Origin of the sequence: Nonomuraea sp. NPDC049714 (assembly GCF_044465295.1) — a bacterium.
Classification (GTDB): domain Bacteria; phylum Actinomycetota; class Actinomycetes; order Streptosporangiales; family Streptosporangiaceae; genus Nonomuraea.
The window spans coordinates 282,925-301,658 of record NZ_JBITLM010000010.1 but is presented as its reverse complement, the minus strand read 5'-3'; the positions used below and the strand labels follow the sequence as shown (position 1 = coordinate 301,658).

The window sequence follows — 18,734 nt, the reverse complement described above, 5'->3', positions numbered from 1 at the left end:
GGGCCGTCACTAGCGTCGGGCGCCTCATGTATTTCCGGAGGTCGCCCGTGCGAGGAAAACGGCGTGCGCCGCGTCCCAAGATCCCCTGGCGTTCGCCGTGGACGCCGGTGATCTGCGTGGCGGGTCTGCTGTCCGTGACCGCCATCGCGGTCATCGGCAGCCTGGCCAAGGACGTGCTGCTGGTGGTCGACGGCAAGCCGATGGCGGTCCGCAGCTTCGCCGCGTCCGTGAGCGAGTTGCTCGGCGACCAGGGCGTGCCGGTCGGCGACCGCGATCTCGTCCGGCCGGCCGCGCAGGCGAGGATCGTCGACGGCGCCCGCATCGAGGTGCGCCACGCCCGCCCCATCAGGCTGACCGTCGACGGCCGCACCACCAACCGGCTGGTCACCGCCACCACCGTGCGCGACGCGCTGGCCGAGCTCGACCTGGCCCGGGCCGGCAAGCTGTCCGCGCCCAGGCACCGGCACGTACCGCTGTCGGGCATGTCGCTCACCGTCTACACCAGACGCACCGTGTACGTCTTCGCCGACGGCACCCGGCGCCGGACTACCACGACCGGCCGCACGGTGCGTCAGGTGCTCAAGCAGAGCGGCATCCCCCTCGCACCCGGCCATCTCGTACGGCCCGCGCCGGACACCTTCCCCGCCGAGGGCACCCTCATCACCGTCCTGCCCCCGCGCACCGAGCCGATCGAGCCGGCCGTCATGCAGCTGAACTGGGCGGCCCTGGCCCGGTGCGAGTCCGGCGGCGACCCGGTCGCCTACAACCCGAGCGGCCCCTACTACGGGCTCTACCAGTTCAGCCTGCCGATGTGGCAGCTCGTGGGCGGCACCGGCATGCCCCAGGCCTGGCCCGTGGAGGAGCAGACGTACCGGGCGCAACTCCTCTACCAGCGGGTCGACGGCAAGTGGAAGGGGCAGTGGCCCAACTGCGGCGCGCACCTGTTCGGCTCGTCAACCGGCCAGTGACACGCCGAAGTCGACCCCCTTCGTCGGCTGCACCGCCTCCAGCCCGTCGGAGTTGCGCGCCGCCACCGACACCTTGCCGTACGGGAGCCCGTCCGGCTGGCCCACGAACAACTTGTTGCCGCTGAAGGCCAGCGCATGCCCGAACAGCCCGTCGGCAGGGGCGAACCGCCTGGCGTCCTTGCCGTCCGCGGCCGTGACGATCCGTACACTGCCGCCGTAAGGTGCGCCGATGGCCAGCCTGCCGTCCGCCGAGGCCGCCAGCGAGAAGCCGAACGCCTCAGCGCCCGGCTGCGCCACCCGCGTGGTCGGGGCCAGCTTGTCGTCGTAGAGCTGGACGTACCCGGGGCCCGGAGCGCCCACCGCGGGGCCCACGCCGTCCACCCAGGCCACCGCGTAGCCGTACCTGTCGCCGGAGGCGTCCGTAGGCGAGTCCAGCTTGACGCTCACCAGCTCCTCCGCCAGCACGTCCGCCACGACCACCACCGAGCCCGAGTCCACCTTGCCGGCGTCCACCTGCTGACCGGCGCCGTCGTCGTTCTCGTACGGCACGCCGACGACCAGGCCGTTGCCCTGCCCGAAGGCCAGCGACCAGCCGAACTGGTCGCCCACCTCGCTGTTGCCCCGCACATCCGTGGATCCCTGGCTGATCCTGATCAGCTCGCCGCTGCCCCGGCGCACATAGACCGCGCCCGCGTCGGCGATCTGCCCGTCATCCTCGTACGGTGCGCTGATCGCCACCAGGTCCCCCCGAGCGGCCATCGACCAGCCCAGGCGCGCGCCGCGCTGAGGATCGGGAGCGACGATCCGCTGCGTCGGCGGCGGCGCCGCGCCGCCGAAGATCACGTACGCCGCCCCGGCGTCCTCGCGTCCGTCCACATCGGTGTACGGCGCGCCCACGACCAGGTCGGCGCAGACATCGCCGTCGACCTTCGCCAGCCGCACCGACCAGCCGAAGCCGTCGCCCTCCGAGAGCTCGGGCGCGGGCACCGGGACCACCTTCCCGCCGGACAGCACATGCACGGCACCCCGCTGCCCCTCCGCGAACGGGTCGCCCACGGCCACGTCGTCCACGCCATCGCCGTCGAAGTCGCTCGCCCCGGCGCAGGCCGCGCCGCTGGCGCTGGCGCTGGCGGTGGCGGTGGCGGCCTGCGGGGCGAGCCAGGCGGCGGCCACGAGTAAGAGCACCGACAGTACCTTCACAGCTTGACCTCGATCTGCTTGCCGTCATTGAGCATGGTCGCCGACAGCTGCACGGGCCGGCGGTAGAGCGGCACGTCGAACACGAAGACCCCGTCGATCCGGTCGCCCGGCGCGATCGCCGCGACCGGCTGCGGGCCGTCCAGCGGGTCGTGCCGGGCACCCCGGTCGTCGAGCAGGCTGACGACGGGGTCGCCGATCTCCCGGAGCTTGCCGCCCGGGTTGACCATGGTCCAGCGCACGACGCAGAGCTGGCCCTGGGTCTGGGTCTTGTCCTGGAACTGCTTGAGCCCGCACTCGGGGGCGCCCGGCACGATCACCATCGGGTCGTCGAAGGCCGCGCCGAGGGCGAACCGCCGGCCGACGTCGTTCGGCCGGCCGTCCGCGGCCTGGGAGGCGGTCGCGGTGACGCCCGAGCCGCCGACGTTGCGGCTGGACGTCACGATCAGGACCGCTCCCGTCACGGTGATGGCCAGCAGCGCCGCCGCGGCCGCGATCAGCCAGCGGGTGCCGCGCGGCCGCTGGTAGGCGGGATCGGTGCTCGTGTCCGAGCTCGCGTCGGGCGGCGGGATCGTGGGCGTGGGCCGTAGCTCCTGCGGGGTGACGCTCGCCTGCCAGCTCGCCAGCTCCTCGCGGGCCGCCGCCTCCTCCCGCCGGGCCAGCTCCGCCACCGACACCTGCTGCCGCTCTTCCTTCTGGGGTCGCTCCTCGGGTCGCTCCGGGCTCTGCTTCTCGATCCGGGTGGCGTCACGCGGTGGCGGCGTCGCGAACGTGGCCGTGATGTCCGGCTTGTCGACGACGTTCTGTGGCGGCTCCCAGTCGGTGAGCAGCTCGTCGGCCACCAGGGTCGGGGGATTCTCCGTCACGGGCACGGGTTTCACGCCGCCGCCGACCAGCGCCAGCAGCAACTCCTGCGCCGTGGGCCGCTCGCCCGGCTCCATCGCGGTCGCGCGCCGTACCAGCTCGTCGAGAGGCGCGGGCAGCGCGCCCAGCTCTGGCGGCGTGTGCAGCACCCGGGTGGCCAGCGTGATGGGGTCGCCACGGCCGAAAGGGTGCCGGCCGTTGCCCGCGTAGGCGATCAGGCAGCCCCAGGCGAAGATGTCGGCCGCCGGGGTGACCATCTCGCCGCGTACCTGCTCGGGGGCCCACCAGCCGGGACTGCCGAGCAACTCGCCCGACAGCGTGAAGCCCGTCTCCCTGTCGAGCGCCCTGGCGATGCCGAAGTCGATCACGCGCGGCCCGGACAGCGACAGGATGACGTTGGCCGGCTTGAGGTCGCGGTGCACCAGCTCGGCGACGTGGATCGCGGCCAGCGCGGCCGCCACGCCCAGCGCCACTCCGTGCAACGGCCCCGGATCCAGTGAGCCGTACTTCGTGATCTGGTCCGACAGCGGCGTGCCGGCGATGTACTCGGTGACCATGTACGGCCGGCCGTCGCCGGTGTTGCCGTTGTCCAGCACCTGCGCCGTGCAGAACGACGCCACACGGCGCGCGTTCTCCACCTCGGCGTGAAACCTGACCGCGAACCCCTCCTGATTCGCGAACTCCGCCTTGACCACCTTGACCGCGACGAACCGCCCCGTCGGCGCCCGAGCGAGGAACACAGTGCCCATGCCGCCCTCGCCCAGCCGCCCGAGCAGCCGGTACGGGCCGATCTCGCGTAAGTCCGTCGGGCGTAGCGGGGCAGCGCCCGTTGGCTCCATGAGGGTCGTCCCTTCTTCGTCCACCCATCCTCCCCTTATCCCGTCCCCGTCCGCCATCACAGGTTGTTCGATGCGGGAGACTGGTTGGATGATGAGGCTTCTGGGCCCTGCAGAAATACGTATTTTGGCGGACAAGCTAGATCTGCGCCCGACTAAAAAGCTAGGCCAGAATTTCGTGATCGACGCGGGGACCGTCCGGCGCATCGTCCGCGTGGCCGGGGTGGAGTCCGACGACGTGGTCATCGAAGTGGGGCCGGGCCTGGGCTCCCTCACGCTCGCGCTGCTGCCGGAGGCCCGGCATGTGGTGGCCGTCGAGATCGATCCGGTGCTCGCCGGACAGCTCCCCCTGACCGTCGCCGAGCGTGGCCTCGCCGAGAAGCTCACCGTCGTGGCCGCCGACGCGATGAAGATCACCGCCGCCGACCTCAGGGGGTTCGCGCCCACCGCCCTGGTGGCCAACCTGCCCTACAACGTGGCGGTGCCCGTGGTGCTGCACGTGCTGGAGGCGCTGCCGTCGCTGCGCAAGGGGCTGGTCATGGTGCAGGCCGAGGTGGCCGACCGGCTGGCCGCCGCGCCCGGGTCCAAGGTGTACGGCATTCCGTCGGTCAAGGCCGCCTGGTACGCCGACGTACGCCGGGCCGGCCCGGTCGGGCGCACGGTCTTCTGGCCGGCGCCGAACGTCGACTCGGGCCTGGTCTCCCTCACCCGCCGGGAGCCGCCGTCGACCACGGCCAGTCGCGAGGAGGTGTTCGCGGTGGTGGACGGGGCCTTCGCGCAGCGGCGCAAGACGCTGCGGGCCGCGCTGGCCGGCTGGGCGGGGAGCCCGGCGCAGGCCGAGACGGCGCTGAGGGCGGCGGGGGTGGATCCGTCGGCCCGGGGTGAGCAGCTCGACGTGCACGCCTTCGCCAGGATCGCCGAACAGAAGCCCTAGCCCTTCTGTCCACAGGTGTTCGCGGGGGTGGGGCGTTCATCCACAGAACCGCGTTCGGCTCGATGGCGGCTCGAACATGTGAGCGATCCTGAGGCCTCCTTACAACGCAGGAGGCTGACCATGACCGCACACATCTGCTTCAGGTGGCTCGCGCTCAGCGGCGGGCTCGCCGTCATCCTGGGCACCCTCACGGGCACGGCCATCGCCACCGTGTCGGAGGACCCGGGCGCTTCATGCTCCGCACTCGTTCCGGACTGCTCGCCTGTCGTCAAGATCGAGCGTGACGCCCGCACCAGGGGCGGCATCGCGGCCGCCGCCGCCCTCAAACAGCTGGGCACCCCGTTCTCCTGGGGTGGCGGCTCCTCCTCAGGGCCCACCAGAGGCATCGGCGTGGGGGCGCTCACCATCGGCTTCGACTGCAGCGGCCTGACCATGTACGCCTGGTCCCGAGCGGGCGTCCGGCTCGGCCACTACACCGGGGCCCAGTTCCGCCAGGGCCGCCGGGTGCCGTTGGGTGACCTGCGCACCGGTGACCTGCTCTTCTTCGGTGGTGGCTCCGGCGACCCGACCCACGTGGGCCTCTACCTCCAGGGCGGGCTGATGATCCACGCCCCCAAGACCGGCGACGTGGTCAGGACCACCCAGTTCCTCGACTCCCCGTACTACCGCGCCGTCTTCCGCGGCGCGGTCCGTCCGGGCTGACGTGCCGGCCTGACCTGCCGGGCTGACAGGCCTCCTACCTCGTCGCACGCCCGTCGCCTGCACACACCTCGACCAGCGCCGCGACCAGGGGCGCCAGCAACTTCTGGTCCTCCGGCCTCGACGGCTCATACTCCGTGATCCCGAGCCCCGCCACCCCGAACCGCTCGGCCACGGCCGTGACCAGGGCGAGGAGCTGGTCAGGGCGAAACCCGTCGGGACTGGGCGACCCCACGGAGGCGAAGACCTCCGGATCCAGCACGTCAAGATCGATGTGTACGTACACGACCGGGTCAGTCGTCCCCCCGGCCGCGGCGATCGCGTCGGTCAGCGCGACCGGATCGGCCGCCCGTACATGCCGCACACCCGCGCTCCCCACGAACGCCGCCTCGGCCGGATCCAGGTCACGGACCCCGGCGAGCACGACGCGCCGCGGATCCACCGCCGGCGCGGCCACCAGGCCACGCGGTCCTTCACCGGTCAGCGCACGTAGCACCATCCCGTGAAACGCCCCCGAAGGAGAGGACTCAGGAGTGTTGAGGTCCCCATGAGCGTCGAACCAGACCACCACCAGCCGATCCCCATACCGCCGCCGCGCAGCGGCCACCGGCTCCAACTCGACCCCGCAGTCACCTCCGACGGCGACCCAGAGCCCGCCGTCCGCCTTTGCGAGGGCCTCCCGCACTCGCGCGGCCGTGCTCACCAGGTCGTTCTCTACCTCCACGAGCACCCGCTCATCGGCGGGCACCATGGCGGCCAGCAGCCGCGCCCCTTCCCGCAGCCGCTCGGCCGTCGGCGCACCCGACCCCCGCCACTGCGGCACCTGTACAACCGTCACCCTGGTCAACGCGTCTCCCTCACAGGCAGCCTGCCAAATCTCCATGCTGTCCTGCCGACCGGTCCAGCGTCCAACCGATTCCCTCGGTCAAGGCCGACGCGCAAGCTCCCCACCGACGGCCGGCGCTCTTCAGCTTCGCAAGTTCACCGGTGACCGCCGAGACCGCGAGACCGCGAGCCCGCCGAAACCGCCGAACCAGCCGAAACCACCGAGCCCGCCGAGAGCGCTGAGACCGCGAGACGGTCGTTGACCGGCGAGATCGGCGGTGGCCCGCGAGGCCGTCGGTGGCCGGCGAGGTGCCGGCGCGAGGCGCATGGGGCCCGACCGTGCCCCGCTAGGATTGACTGTCCTTGACCGCGCCGGCGACGAGAGTGGCAGAAGATCGATGAGTTCGGTGACCGTACGGGTGCCCGCGAAGGTCAACGTGCAGCTGTCCGTAGGCCCTCTCAGGGAGGACGGCTACCACGACCTGGTCAACGTCTTCCACGCCGTGTCGATCTTCGATGACGTGGTGGCGCGGACGTCCGACTCCATCACCGTGGCCGTGACGGGCGAGTGGGCCGACCAGGTGCCCGTGGACGACACCAACCTGGCGATCCAGGCGGCCCGTGCCCTCGCCAAGCACGCCGACGTCGGCTACGGCGCCGACCTGGTCATCCACAAGTCGATCCCGGTGGCGGGAGGCATGGCGGGAGGCAGCGCCGACGCCGCGGCCGCCCTGATGGCCTGCAACGAGCTCTGGGGCCTCGGCCTGCCCATCGACGCCCTCATGCGCATAGCCGCCGACCTGGGCAGCGACGTGCCGTTCCTCCTGATGGGCGGCACCGCCCTGGGCACCGGCAGAGGCGAGCTGCTCACCGAGCTCCCCACCACAGGCACCTTCCACTGGACCTTCGCCACCGCCGACGGCGGCCTCTCCACCCCCAGCGTCTACGCCGAATGCGACCGCCTCCGCGCAGCCGCCCTCACCAACGCCCCCTCTACCGGCGGCTCCTCGTCCGGTGTGCCCTCGCCGGGCGGTGCTTCGGGCGGTGCTTCGGGCGGGGTTCCCTCCGCCGGCGGAGGCTCCACCGGAGGGCCTGGCTCCTCGGTCGGTGGGGTCTTCTCGGCTGAGCCTGACCCCGGTCTGCTCGCCGCCTTGCGCGCCGGTGATCCGCACGCCCTGGGCCGGCACCTGTCCAACGACCTTCAGCCCGCCGCTCTGTCCCTTCGCCCCGGGTTGGCCGCCACCCTGGAAGCGGGTCGCCGTCTGGGTGCTCTGGGCGCGCTCGTCTCGGGCTCCGGCCCCACCTGCGCCTTCCTGGCCGAAGACGCCGCCCACGGCGCTCGCCTGGCCCAGGCACTCCCGGGGCGGGCCCCCATCCGCAGCACGATCACGGCCCACGGCCCCACTCCCGGCACCACCGTCCTCTGACCCTCCGCCGTGCGCATGGCCACGGCACGCGGACCGCCGCGGCGGTCGTCTTGCCGACGCCGCCTTCGCGGAGGATGCGCTCACCGTGAGCCGATACCCTGGGGACACAATGAACCTGGTCAATCTCGAGTCCGTCTCCCATGCCTACGGCCCCAAGCCCCTCCTCAGCGACCTGTCCCTCGGGGTCGAGGCCGGGGAGCGCATCGGCGTCGTCGGCCGCAACGGCGGAGGTAAGAGCACGCTGCTGAGCGTGATCGCCGGTGACGTGCGCCCCGACAGCGGCAGGGTGACGCACACGCGGGGCCTGCGGGTCGGCGTGCTGGCGCAGCGGGACCTGCTCGACCCCTCGCAGACCGTGCGCGAGATCGTGCTGGGCGAGCTGGCGGAGCACGAGTGGGCGGGGGATCAGCGGGTCCGGGAGATCCTCGGCAACCTGATCGGCGATCTGGAGCTCGACGCCAAGGCCGGCGAGCTGTCCGGTGGCGAGCGCAGGCGGACGGCACTGGCTCAGCTGCTGATCGCCGAGCATGACCTGATCATGCTGGACGAGCCCACGAACCACCTCGACATCGAGGCCATCGCCTGGCTGGCCGCCCACCTGGCCGGTCGCAGGAGCGCGCTGGTGGTGGTGACGCACGACCGGTGGTTCCTGGACGCGGTCTCCACGCGGACGTGGGAGGTCGTGGACGGCCGGGTCGAGCGGTATGAGGGCGGATATGCCGCCTATGTGCTCGCCAAGGCCGAGCGGGCGCGCATCGCCCAGTCCGCCGAGGAACGCCGCCAGAACCTCATGCGCAAGGAGATCGCCTGGCTCCGCCGTGGCCCGCCGGCCCGCACGTCGAAGCCCAAGTTCCGGGTGGACGCCGCCCAGGCGCTGATCGCGAACGAGCCGCCGCCGCGCGAGAGCGTCGAGCTGCTCAAGTTCGCCGCCGCACGCCTCGGCAAGACCGTGTACGACCTCGAAGACGTCACGCTCCACGCCGGGGGCCCCGATGCCGGGCCGCTGGTGCTCGACGACTGCACCTGGCAGTTCGGGCCGGGCGACCGGGTCGGGCTCATCGGCGTCAACGGGTCCGGCAAGTCGTCGGTGCTGCGGCTGCTCGCCGACACGGTCAAGCCCGACTCCGGGCGGGTAGTCCGAGGCAAGACCGTACGGCTCGCGCACCTGTCGCAGGAGCTCACCGAGCTCGACCCGGCCCGCAGGGTGCTGGAGACCGTCGAAGAGGTCCGCAAGTACATCCAGGTCGGCAAGAAGGAGTGGACGGCCTCCCAGCTCCTCGAACGGCTCGGCTTCAAGGGCGAGGCGCAGTGGAAGGTCGTCGGCGACCTGTCCGGCGGCGAGCGGCGGCGGCTGCAGTTGCTCAGGCTGCTCATGGACGACCCGAACGTGCTGCTGCTCGACGAGCCGACCAACGACCTCGACATCGAGACGCTGAACGAGCTGGAGGACCTGCTCGACGCCTGGCCCGGCACGCTCATCCTGGTCACCCACGACCGCTACTTCCTGGAGCGCGTCACCGACCGCTGCGTGGCGCTGCTGGGTGACGGCCAGCTGTCGTTCCTGCCCGGCGGGGTCGACGAATATCTTGAGCGCCGGGCCTCGGGCTCGGCCCTCACGGCCCGCGTGGCCGAAGCCGCCGCCACCCCCGCCACCCGGTCCGCCCCCACCGTCCCCGATGCTGACCAGGGGCTCTCCGCCAAGGAGGAGCGCGAGCTGCGTAAGGAGCTCAACCGCCTGGAGCGTCAGCTGGACAAGCTCGGCGACCAGGAGGCCAAGCTGCACGCGCAGATGGCGGAGGCGGCCAGCGACTACGCCAAGCTCGGCTCCCTGGACGACCGGCTGCGCGACATCCTCGCCCAGAAGGAGACCGTCGAGGCCGAGTGGCTGGAGCTGGCAGACCGCCTCGGTGACTGACCTCGGCTCCTGACTCCGCCGGACCAGGCAAGGTGCGCACCACATCGGTGTGCACGCCGGGGGCAGAAGCACTCATCGGCGCCCGCCCTCTGTCCTGGCTGGGGGCGGGTCGCCCTGGGAAGTGCCAGTATGGCCGTTATGGCGATCTTCGTGCATGAGGCAGGGCCTCTGGATACCCCGGCGGTGGTGCTGCTCCACGGGGTGGGCACCAGTGGCTGGATGTGGACCAAGCAGGTGCGCGTGCTGGCCGAGAGCTTACGCGTGCTCGTGCCGGACCTGCCCGGTCATGGGCGGAGCAACGCCCTGGACTGGGTCTCGATCGCCGACACCGCGGAGCAGGTGGCCGAGGTCATCGCCTCTCGTGCGACCGGCGGCAGGGCGCACGTCGTGGGCTTGTCACTCGGCGGCTACGTGGCCGTGCACCTGGCCGCGAGCGCCGGGCACGTGGTGACGACCGCCACGGTGAGCGGGGTGAACGTGCTGCCGTTCCCGCATCCGGGCAGGCTGCGGCTCATGGGCGCGCTGATGGCTCCGGTGATGAGATGGGGGCCGGTGCTGCGCGCCAACGCCCGCGCGCTGAACATCCCCGCCGAAGACGTGGGCGGTTATCAGGAGGCGGCGCGGGCGACCAGCCGCCAGGCCTTCCGCCGGGTCAACGAGGAGGCTCTCGCCTTCCGACTTCCGTCCGAGGCGGCCACCAGTCGATGCCCGGTGCTGGCGGTGGCCGGGGGAAATGAGCACGACCTCACCAAACGCTCATTGCCGGAGCTGGCCGCGGGCTTCCCGGAGGGGGAGGCGCGTCTGGTGCCCGGGGTGGGGCATGCCTGGAACGGGGAGAATCCCGACCTTTTCACGGCCATGATCATGGCCAGGGTCATGGCACCCCGCTCCCCGCGGGCCTGTCAGGTGTCGAAGGGGGCCAGCAGGGTTCGTAGCAGGGCGGCGAGGGTGTGCTGGTCGTCGGGGGTCAGGCTGCCGAGCAGGTCGTGTTCGCGCCTGAGCAGGTCGGAGAAGGCAGAGTCGACGCGGGTCAGCCCGGTCTCGGTCAGGGTGACGAGCACGCCGCGGCGGTCCTCGGGGTCGGGGCGGCGGCGGACGAGTCCGGCCTGGGCGAGGCGGTCGATGCGGTTGGTCATGGTGCCGGAGGTGACGAGCGTGGCACGGAGCAGCGCTCCTGGGCTCAGTTCGTACGGCTTGCCGGCCCGGCGCAGGGCGGTCAGCACGTCGAACTCCCAGGGCTCCAGGTCGTGCTCGGCGAAGGCGGCCCGTCTGGCGCGGTCGAGGTGCTTGGCCAGTCTGGAGACCCGCGAGAGCACCTGGAGCGGCTCGACGTCGAGGTCGGGGCGCTCCGCCCGCCATGCCGCGACGAGCCGGTCGACCTCGTCCTGCGGATCGTGCGTCATGCGAACGAGTGTACTGTCTTGACATCGAGATAAATATCTCGATACGAATTATCTTTATGTCAAGAGATATCTGGGACCCCGAGACGTACGGCAGGTATGCCGACGAGCGGTCACGGCCGTTCTTCGAGCTGATGGCCAGAGTGGCGGCGGATGATCCCGATTATGTCGTGGACGCGGGCTGCGGGAACGGCCAACTCACCAGTGAGTTGGCCCGGCGCTGGCCCAGGGCCACGGTGGAGGGGTTCGACTCGTCGCCGGCCATGATCACCAAGGCGCGTGAGCTGGACGGCGCGCCCAGGTTCACCGTCGCCGACGTCATGACCTGGCATCCCGACCGGCCCGTCGACGTGATCGTCTCCAACGCCGTCCTGCAGTGGGTGCCCGAGCACCGCCACGTCATCGAGCGCTGGATCACCGCGCTGAGCCCGCAGGGCTGGCTGGCCTTCCAGGTTCCGGGCAACCACGCCGCCCCCAGCCACGCGATCATCCGCGAGCTGTGCGCCTCGCCGGCCTGGTCCGACAGGCTCGGCGACTACGACAGGGGAGACCCCGTCGGCACCGCCGTCGATTATCTGGACCTGTTGAGCGGCTGCCCCCGGGTGGACGCCTGGGAGACGACGTACGTCCACGTCCTCCACGCGCCCAAGGGCGAGAACCCGGTGCTCAACTGGGTCTCCGGCACCGCCCTGCGGCCCATCCTGGACCGCCTGCGGCCGGACGAGGCCAAGCGGTTCACCGCCGAGCTGGCCGAGCGGTTCGAGGAGGCCTATCCGGCACGGGACTTCGGCACCCCCTTCCCGTTCCGGCGGATCTTCGTGGTGGTGCAGAAATGATCAACGGGCTGGCGCATCCGGCGTTCCTGGTCGACGACCTGGACGCGCTGGCCGCCAAGCTGCCCGGCGCGGTGCCGGGCGCGGCGTTCGGGGGGTTTCGCCGGGTCCACGTCTCGGATCCGGTCGGGAACAGGATCGAGCTGATGCAGCGCGCGTGATGTTCACCTTCGGGTGACATCATGGTTGAAAGCGGACTTTCTTATGAGGTGTCGTGGGCATTGAGATCGAGGACAAGTTCGACGTTCCGCCTGACTTCGAGGTGCCGGATCTGACCGGTCTCGCCGAGGCCACCGGTCCGAAGTCCTTCCAGCTCGTCGCCCTCTACTACGACACACCGGATCTCAGGCTGGCGGCCAGGGGCGTGACGCTCAGGCGCAGGCGCGGCGGCTCCGACCCCGGCTGGCACCTGAAGCTGCCCCAGGCCAGGGGCGTTCGGCAGGAGATCACGCACCCGCTCACCCGTACCAAGGCCGTGCCGGACGAACTGGCGGAGCTGGTCCGCGCCTACACGCGCGGCGCGGAGCTGGGGGTGGTCGCCGAGCTCGCCACCCGGCGCAGCGTGACCGTCCTGAGCGACGGCGACAAGCGGCTCGTCGAGATCGCCGACGACCGGGTCAAGGGCACGTCCTTCCTCGGCGACGAGCCGTTGGTGGTCCGCTGGCGCGAGGTCGAGGCGGAGCTGCTCGACGGCGACGAGCGGCTGCTGGCGAAGGTCGGCAAGCGGCTCAGGAAGGCCGGCGCGACGCCGTCCGCGGCGGCCAGCAAGCTCGCCAAGCTCCTGGAGCCGCCCGCCGCCCCCCGCGCGGCCCTGGACGCGGACACCGCCGGCCACACCGTGCTCGGCTACCTGTCCGGGCAGGTGGCCGCCCTGCTCTCGCAGGACCCCCGGGTACGGCGGGCCGAAGAGGGCGGCGTGCACCGGATGCGGGTCGCCGCGCGCAGGCTGCGCAGCGCGCTCAAGGCGTTCAAGTCCGTCGTGCCCGACACCGGCGAGCTCCAGGAGGAGCTCCAGTGGCTCGGCACCGTGCTCGGCGAGGTCCGCGACCTGGAGGTCATCAGGGCCAGGTACGGCGACGAACTGGCCGCGCTGCCATCCGAGCTCGTGATCGGGCCCATCCGGACCCGGCTCTGCGACGACCTGGCCGAACGCGAGCGGGAAGGCTACGACAGGATCAGGGACGAGCTCAGCGGCGACCGCTACTACGCCCTGCTGCGCGCCCTCGACGCGCTGGTGGCCGAGCCGAAGCTGGGCAAGGCGGCGGCCGAGCCTGCCGCGGACACGCTCAGGGACGTCGCGGCGGCCAACTGGGCGCGCGTCACCAAGGCCTACGACACCGCCCAGGCCATCGCCGACCCCGAGCAGCGCGAGATCGCCATGCACGACGTGCGCAAGGCGGCCAAGCGCGCCCGCTACACCGCGGAGGCGCTCAAACCGACCCTGGGCAAGCCCATGTCCAGGCTCGCCAAGCTGGCGGAGGCCGTACAGGAAGTGCTGGGGACGCACCAGGACGGGGTGGTCGCGCAGGAGCGGCTGCTCGCGGAGGCCGGCCGCGCCCGTGAGGCGGGCGAGGACACGTTCACGTACGGGGTGCTCGTCGGTCTTGAGCGCGCGACGGCGGAGCGCGCGCACGAGGAGTTCCCCGGGGTCTGGACGGAGACCTGTGAGGCGGTCCGGAGCCTCCTCTGAGCGTCCCCTGAACGCCTCACGTGTCGTGCCGCTCGGCGCCGATCACCTGCCCGTCCAGCCGGTGCAGGACGGTGAAGCCGCCCTTGGGCAGGTGCTCCTCCTCGCCGCCGAGCGCGGCGAGGAGGGACGGCAGCACCTTGCCGTGGCTGCACACCACGGCGGGCGCGGTGAGCTCGCCGACCAGGGCGGACGTCTTGGTCGGGTCCCAGGTCTCCTCGCTGAGCAGCGGCTCCGGTGTGATGTCCGCGCTGTACGGTTCCAGCGTCTGAACGCATCGGAGGCTGGGGGAGCTCAGCAGGATCTCGGGCCCGTAGGCGGCGAGCACCGTGGCCAGGACCGCCGCCTGGGCCTGCCCCTCCGGATCGAGCGGGCGCCGGGCGTCCTCGCCCTGCCAGGTCTGCCGGGAGCCGGCCGAGCCATGCCGGACCAGGACGAGCGGGACGGTGGACAGGGGCGCGGCGGTCAGCGTGCCGAGCAGGTCCACGTCCCAGGCATAGCTGAGCAGCTCCCGTGCCCGGTCGAGAGACACCCAGCGCAGCTCGTCCACCTCGTCGCCGGGCACGAACCCGCCGTCGCCGGTCACCCGAGCCGCCCAGTAGTCGACCCTCTTGAGCAGGCCCTGGAGCGGGTAGCGGACGGTCGGCAGGGGGCGGCCGAGCACGACGGTGAGCCCGGTCTCCTCGCGCACCTCGCGGAGCGCGGCGGCGATCACGTGCTCACCGGCTTCGAGCTTGCCCTTGGGGAAGGTCCAGTCGTCGTAGCGGGGGCGGTGGATGACGGCCACCTCCGGCCCGCTCTCCGCACCCCGCCACACCACGGCTCCTGCGGCGCGTAGCGGGTCAGTCGTCAACGGTCCTCCAGCGGCGGGTCGCGATGAAGTGGCTCTGCAGGTCCTCGCCCTGACTGCGGCTCCAGGTGCCGTCCGAGTCCAGCGACCAGGCGGTCGTGGTGTCGGCCATGGCGTGGTCCATCAGGTCGATCAGGTACGCCTTGTGCTGCGCGCTGGTCACCTTGACCAGGGCCTCCACCCGGCGGTCGAGGTTGCGGCGCATCAGGTCCGCGCTGCCGATCCACACCTCGGGCCGCCTGCCCAGGCCGAACTCGTACACCCGCGAGTGCTCCAGGAAACGGCCGAGGACGGACCGCACCCGGATGGTCTCCGACAGGCCCGGGATGCCGGGGCGCAGCGTGCACACGCCCCGCACCCACAGGTCGACCGGCACGCCCGCCTGGGACGCCCGGTAGAGGGCGTCGATGAGCGGCTCGTCCACCAGCGAGTTCGTCTTGATCCGGATGCGGGCCGGGCGTCCCGCCAGCTGATGGGTGATCTCCCGGTCGATCCGGGCCAGCAGTCCGCCGCGCAGCGAGTGCGGCGCGACCAGCAGCCTGCGGTAGGCCGAGTGGTTGGAGTAGCCGGTCAGGTGGATGAACAGGTCCGTGACGTCCTCGCCGACCAGCGGGTCCGCGGTGAGCAGGCCGAAGTCCTCGTACTGCCTGGCCGTCTTGGGGTTGTAGTTGCCGGTGCCGATGTGGCAGTAGCGGCGCAGCTCGCCGGAGGACTCCTGGCGGACGACCAGGGCGAGCTTGCAGTGAGTCTTGAGGCCGACCACGCCGTAGACGACGTGGCAGCCGGCCCGCTCCAGCTTGCGGGCCCAGGAGATGTTCGCGTGCTCGTCGAAGCGGGCCTTGATCTCCACGACGACCACGACCTGCTTGCCCGCCTCGGCCGCGTCGATGAGCGCGTCCACGATGGGGGAGTCGCCGCTGGTGCGGTAGAGGGTCTGCTTGATCGCCAGGACCTTCGGGTCGGCGGAGGCCACCTCGATGAAGCGCTGCACGCTGGTGGAGAAGGAGTCGTAGGGGTGGTGCAGCAGCACGTCCCGCTCGCGCAGCATGGCGAACAGGTCGTCCTCGGCGCTGATGGCCTCGGCGGGGACGAACGGGCGGTAGCTGAGCTCGCCGCGGTCGAGGTCGGCGATGGCGTGCAGCCCGGTCAGGTCCAGCGGGCCGGTGATGCGGTAGATCTCGTGCGGGGCCAGCTCCAGCTCATCCACCAGCAGGTCGAGCACCTCGCGCGAGATGGTGTCCTCCACCTCCAGCCGGACCGGCGGCCCGAACCGGCGCCGCCGCAGCTCCTTCTCCAGGGCCTGCATGAGGTTCTCGGTGACGTCCTCGTCGACTTCGAGGTCCTCGTTCCTGGTCACCCGGAAGACATGGTGCTGAACGATCTCCATGCCCTTGAAGAGCTGGCCCAGATGGGCCGCGATGACGTCCTCCAGCGGTACGAACCGGTCCTGGGAGGCGGCCACGAAGCGGGGCAGCTGGGAGGGAACCTTGACCCTGGCGAACACCGTGTGATCGTTGGCCGGGTTACGCACCACGACCGCCAGATTCAAACTCAATCCAGATATGTACGGAAACGGGTGGGCGGGGTCGACGGCCAAGGGTGTCAGGACGGGCCTGATCCGCTCCCTGAACAGCTTGCGCAGCACCGTGCGTTCCTCGCGCCCCAGCTCGTCCCAGCGGACGACCTCGATGCCCTCAGCCGCGAGCTTGGGCCTGATCTGCTCGTGGAAGGCCGAGGCGTGCCGTTTGGCCAGCTTGTCGGCGACGGTGGCGATCCTGGCGAGTTCCTCGCTCGGCTTCAGCCCGCTCTTGGTCCGAAGCAGCAGGCCGGTCGCCATCCGGCGTTTGAGGCCGGCGACCCTGACCCGGAAGAACTCGTCCAGATTGCTGGCGAAGATGGCGAGGAAACGCACTCGCTCCAGCAGCGGCAGTGCGGGGTCTTCGGCCAGCTCCAGCACCCGCTCGTTGAACTGCAGCCAGCTCTCTTCGCGGTTGAGGAATCTGTCCTGAGGCAAGGCTAGATCGTTACCGGTTTGCAGCGGCTCAGCGGACATAAAGGAAATATGCCCCATTTGGTTGAACGGAACGTTAACAGGACCGCAACGACTTATTCCGGCTGATCCGGTTGCGCGAGCAGAGCGGCTCTCTCGGCCAGCCGAGCCTCCCGCTGGCGCAGCTTCTCCTCGCGCTCGCGAGCCTTCTCGGCCTCCTTCAAGAGCCTCTCACGCTCCTTCTCGGCCTCCTTCAGCAGTCTCTCCCGCTCCTTCAGCTCGCGCACCCTGGCCTTCTCCGCCTCGCGCAGCTCCCGCTGGCGGACCTTCTCGGCCTCCTTGAGCTCCCGCTCGCGCGCCTTGTCCAACTCGCGCAGCTCCTTGTCACTGGCGCGCGGTCCGGGCACCTTGGCCGCGACCTGGTCACGCGTCGCCGTGGTCGTCGCCGCGGTCATCGCCGGCTGCGGGTTGAGGCCGGTCAAGCCGTTCCAGGCCAGGTTCACCACGTGCGCCGCCACCTCCTCGCGGCCCGGTTTGCGCACGTCCAGCCACCACTGACCGGTCAGGGCCACCATGCCGACCAGCATCTGGGCGTACATGGGCGCGAGGTCGGGGGAGTAGCCGCGGGCCGCGAACTCGTCGGCCAGCACGTCCTCCACCTGGCTGGCGATCTCGCTGATCAGGCTCGCGAACGTGCCGGTGCCCGAGGCGGCGTGCGAGTCGCGGACCAGGATGCGGAAGCCCTCGCTGCTCTCCTCGATGTACCGCAGCAGGGCCAGCGCGGCGCGTTCGAGCTTGACCAGCGAGTGGCTCGCGGTCAGCGCCTCGGTGATCATGCCGAGCAGCTTCTGCATCTCCCGGTCGACGACGACGGCGTACACGCCTTCTTTTCCGCCGAAGTGCTCGTACACCACCGGCTTGGAGACGTGCGCGGTGGCCGCGATCTCCTCGATCGAGGTCCCGTCGAACCCCTTCTGCGCGAAAAGCGTCCGGCTGATCAGTATCAGCTGCTCTCTTCGTTCTTTTCCGGTCATACGCCTGCGAGATCGGGATTCGGTCACGGTTTCCATAATGGCGGTGCCTGACGAACCGCAGGGCCCCGATGGAGCGGTGTCAGGCAATCCGCTTCGCCGCCAGCCGCTCGGGATTCGGCCAGCGTACGTTGTACACCCAGCCCAGCCTCTCGAAGATCCGGATCAGGCCGGCGCTCAGGTCGATCTGGCCCTTGAGCACGCCGTGCCTGGCGCAGCTGGGGTCGGAGTGGTGCAGGTTGTGCCAGGACTCGCCGAAGGACGGGATCGCCAGCCACCACACGTTGCGGGACTTGTCACGTACCTGGAAGGCCTCGTCGCCGAACACGTGGCAGATCGAGTTGATCGACCAGGTGACGTGGTGCAGCAGCCCGATGCGGACCAGCGTGCCCCAGAACAGCGCGGTCAGCGCGCCCTGCCAGGACCAGGTGAGGAGCCCGCCGAGGATGCCGGGCAGCAGGAGGGAGACGAGGGCCAGCGCGCCGAACGCCCTGTGCAGCTTCATCACGTCGGGGTCGCGGCACAGGTCCGGGGCGTACTTCTCGCGGTTGGTGCGCTCGGCGTCGAACAGCCAGCCCATGTGCGCGTAGAGCAGGCCCTTGGTCATCGACTTGAAGCCGGGGCCGAAGCGCCACGGCGAGTGCGGGTCGCCCTCCTTGTCGGAGAACTTGTGGTGCTTGCGGTGGGTGGCGACCCAGTCGAGCACGGACATCTCCAGCGAGAGGCTGCCCGCGATGCCCAGGGCGATCTTCAGGGGCCGCTTGGCCTTGAACGAGCCGTGGGTGAAGTAGCGGTGCAGACCGACGGTGACGCCGAGACCGGACACGACGTAGAAGACACCGGCGATGACGACGTCCGTCCAGCCGAGCAGTCCCCACCCCCAGGCCATCGGGACGGCGGCCAGGATCGCGACGATGGGCAACCCGACGACCAGGGCGAAGGAGACGAGCTCGGCCTTGGTACGTGGTTCTGGTTCGACATCGGGCTTCGGTCCGGGTGTCGGACGGTCGGCGATAACGGTCATGGGCTGCCTCTCACGAGCTGTCTGGGAACTATGTCCGTCCTACGTCACCGTAACTTACGCCATCGTAGGTAAGGAAGACCTAAGACATGACGGAGTCCCGACGGGTATGCGTTGATTCCATGCCTTGCGGCGTTTCGGGCGGTCTGTTATAAGCGCCCACGGCTCCAACGTGCCCGTCAACCGGCGATCTAGTCCGCCGAGGGGGATCGGAGGGCGATATTCGGGCGCGCACGCCTGTGCGGGGTCGGTATCGT

16 protein-coding genes and 1 pseudogene are annotated in these 18,734 nt (G+C 70.8%); 9 read left to right on the top strand and 8 right to left on the bottom strand.

Annotation, left to right across the window (positions count from 1 at the left end; translation table 11 throughout):
- The first annotated feature begins 47 nt into the window (after positions 1-47).
- Positions 48-968 carry a ubiquitin-like domain-containing protein gene (locus tag ACIBQX_RS34660; RefSeq protein WP_397012070.1) on the top strand — a complete coding sequence of 307 codons (921 nt, stop codon included), beginning with the start codon at positions 48-50 and terminating at the stop codon, positions 966-968.
- Here ACIBQX_RS34660 and ACIBQX_RS34655 read toward each other — a convergent pair.
- A complete protein-coding gene (locus tag ACIBQX_RS34655; RefSeq protein ID WP_397012068.1) occupies positions 954-2,153 on the bottom strand; it encodes an FG-GAP repeat protein in 1,200 nt (399 codons plus the stop codon). The two genes, ACIBQX_RS34660 and ACIBQX_RS34655, sit on opposite strands and share 15 nt — an antisense overlap.
- Before the next feature lie 11 nt (positions 2,154-2,164).
- The gene (locus ACIBQX_RS34650) at positions 2,165-3,868 is read right to left on the bottom strand and encodes a protein kinase (RefSeq protein WP_397012066.1); all 1,704 of its coding nucleotides are present in this window, start codon (positions 3,866-3,868) and stop codon (positions 2,165-2,167) included.
- Positions 3,869-3,959: 91 nt separating this feature from the next.
- Between ACIBQX_RS34650 and rsmA the strand changes: the two genes are divergently transcribed.
- Positions 3,960-4,799 (top strand): 16S rRNA (adenine(1518)-N(6)/adenine(1519)-N(6))-dimethyltransferase RsmA, encoded by an 840-nt coding sequence (gene rsmA, locus ACIBQX_RS34645; protein WP_397012240.1) that lies wholly within the window; start codon positions 3,960-3,962, stop codon positions 4,797-4,799.
- A gap of 120 nt (positions 4,800-4,919) precedes the next feature.
- Positions 4,920-5,501, top strand: a complete 582-nt coding sequence (locus ACIBQX_RS34640) for a C40 family peptidase (RefSeq protein ID WP_397012064.1) — start codon at positions 4,920-4,922, stop codon at positions 5,499-5,501.
- Positions 5,502-5,535: 34 nt separating this feature from the next.
- Here ACIBQX_RS34640 and ACIBQX_RS34635 read toward each other — a convergent pair whose 3' ends face one another.
- The gene (locus ACIBQX_RS34635; protein WP_397012238.1) at positions 5,536-6,336 is read right to left on the bottom strand and encodes an arginase family protein; all 801 of its coding nucleotides are present in this window, start codon (positions 6,334-6,336) and stop codon (positions 5,536-5,538) included.
- A 385-nt stretch (positions 6,337-6,721) separates the two neighbouring features.
- Between ACIBQX_RS34635 and ACIBQX_RS34630 the strand changes: the two genes are divergently transcribed.
- From ACIBQX_RS34630 to ACIBQX_RS34620, 3 genes and pseudogenes are all read left to right on the top strand, one after another.
- A complete protein-coding gene (locus tag ACIBQX_RS34630; RefSeq protein ID WP_397012062.1) occupies positions 6,722-7,750 on the top strand; it encodes a 4-(cytidine 5'-diphospho)-2-C-methyl-D-erythritol kinase in 1,029 nt (342 codons plus the stop codon).
- Between the two features lie 109 nt (positions 7,751-7,859).
- Positions 7,860-9,665, top strand: a complete 1,806-nt coding sequence (locus ACIBQX_RS34625) for an ABC-F family ATP-binding cassette domain-containing protein (protein ID WP_397012060.1) — start codon at positions 7,860-7,862, stop codon at positions 9,663-9,665.
- A 129-nt stretch (positions 9,666-9,794) separates the two neighbouring features.
- A pseudogene (locus ACIBQX_RS34620) lies at positions 9,795-10,457 on the top strand (alpha/beta fold hydrolase); the annotation flags it as partial.
- A 110-nt stretch (positions 10,458-10,567) separates the two neighbouring features.
- Here ACIBQX_RS34620 and ACIBQX_RS34615 read toward each other — a convergent pair.
- Positions 10,568-11,068, bottom strand: a complete 501-nt coding sequence (locus ACIBQX_RS34615) for a MarR family winged helix-turn-helix transcriptional regulator (RefSeq protein WP_397012058.1) — start codon at positions 11,066-11,068, stop codon at positions 10,568-10,570.
- Positions 11,069-11,124: 56 nt separating this feature from the next.
- Between ACIBQX_RS34615 and ACIBQX_RS34610 the strand changes: the two genes are divergently transcribed.
- Genes ACIBQX_RS34610 through ACIBQX_RS34600 form a run of 3 tightly spaced genes read left to right on the top strand, consistent with a single transcriptional unit; the run spans position 11,125 to position 13,588 of the window.
- Complete coding sequence (locus ACIBQX_RS34610; RefSeq protein WP_397012056.1) at positions 11,125-11,901, top strand: methyltransferase domain-containing protein; 777 nt, start codon at positions 11,125-11,127, stop codon at positions 11,899-11,901.
- Complete coding sequence (locus tag ACIBQX_RS34605; protein ID WP_397012054.1) at positions 11,898-12,059, top strand: VOC family protein; 162 nt, start codon at positions 11,898-11,900, stop codon at positions 12,057-12,059. Before ACIBQX_RS34610 ends, ACIBQX_RS34605 begins: the two co-directional genes overlap by 4 nt.
- 53 nt (positions 12,060-12,112) lie before the next feature.
- Positions 12,113-13,588 (top strand): CHAD domain-containing protein, encoded by a 1,476-nt coding sequence (locus tag ACIBQX_RS34600; protein WP_397012052.1) that lies wholly within the window; start codon positions 12,113-12,115, stop codon positions 13,586-13,588.
- 16 nt (positions 13,589-13,604) lie between these two features.
- Here ACIBQX_RS34600 and ACIBQX_RS34595 read toward each other — a convergent pair whose 3' ends face one another.
- The 4 genes from ACIBQX_RS34595 to ACIBQX_RS34580 form a co-directional block, all read right to left on the bottom strand.
- Positions 13,605-14,438, bottom strand: a complete 834-nt coding sequence (locus ACIBQX_RS34595) for an NUDIX domain-containing protein (RefSeq protein WP_397012050.1) — start codon at positions 14,436-14,438, stop codon at positions 13,605-13,607.
- A complete protein-coding gene (locus tag ACIBQX_RS34590) occupies positions 14,428-16,488 on the bottom strand; it encodes an RNA degradosome polyphosphate kinase (RefSeq protein WP_397012048.1) in 2,061 nt (686 codons plus the stop codon). The genes ACIBQX_RS34595 and ACIBQX_RS34590 overlap by 11 nt, the downstream gene beginning before the upstream one ends.
- Before the next feature lie 53 nt (positions 16,489-16,541).
- The gene (locus tag ACIBQX_RS34585; protein WP_397012046.1) at positions 16,542-17,459 is read right to left on the bottom strand and encodes a TetR family transcriptional regulator; all 918 of its coding nucleotides are present in this window, start codon (positions 17,457-17,459) and stop codon (positions 16,542-16,544) included.
- Positions 17,460-17,538: 79 nt separating this feature from the next.
- Positions 17,539-18,480: an acyl-CoA desaturase gene (locus ACIBQX_RS34580; RefSeq protein WP_397012044.1), complete on the bottom strand. Its 942-nt coding sequence runs from the start codon at positions 18,478-18,480 to the stop codon at positions 17,539-17,541.
- Positions 18,481-18,734 lie beyond the last annotated feature (254 nt).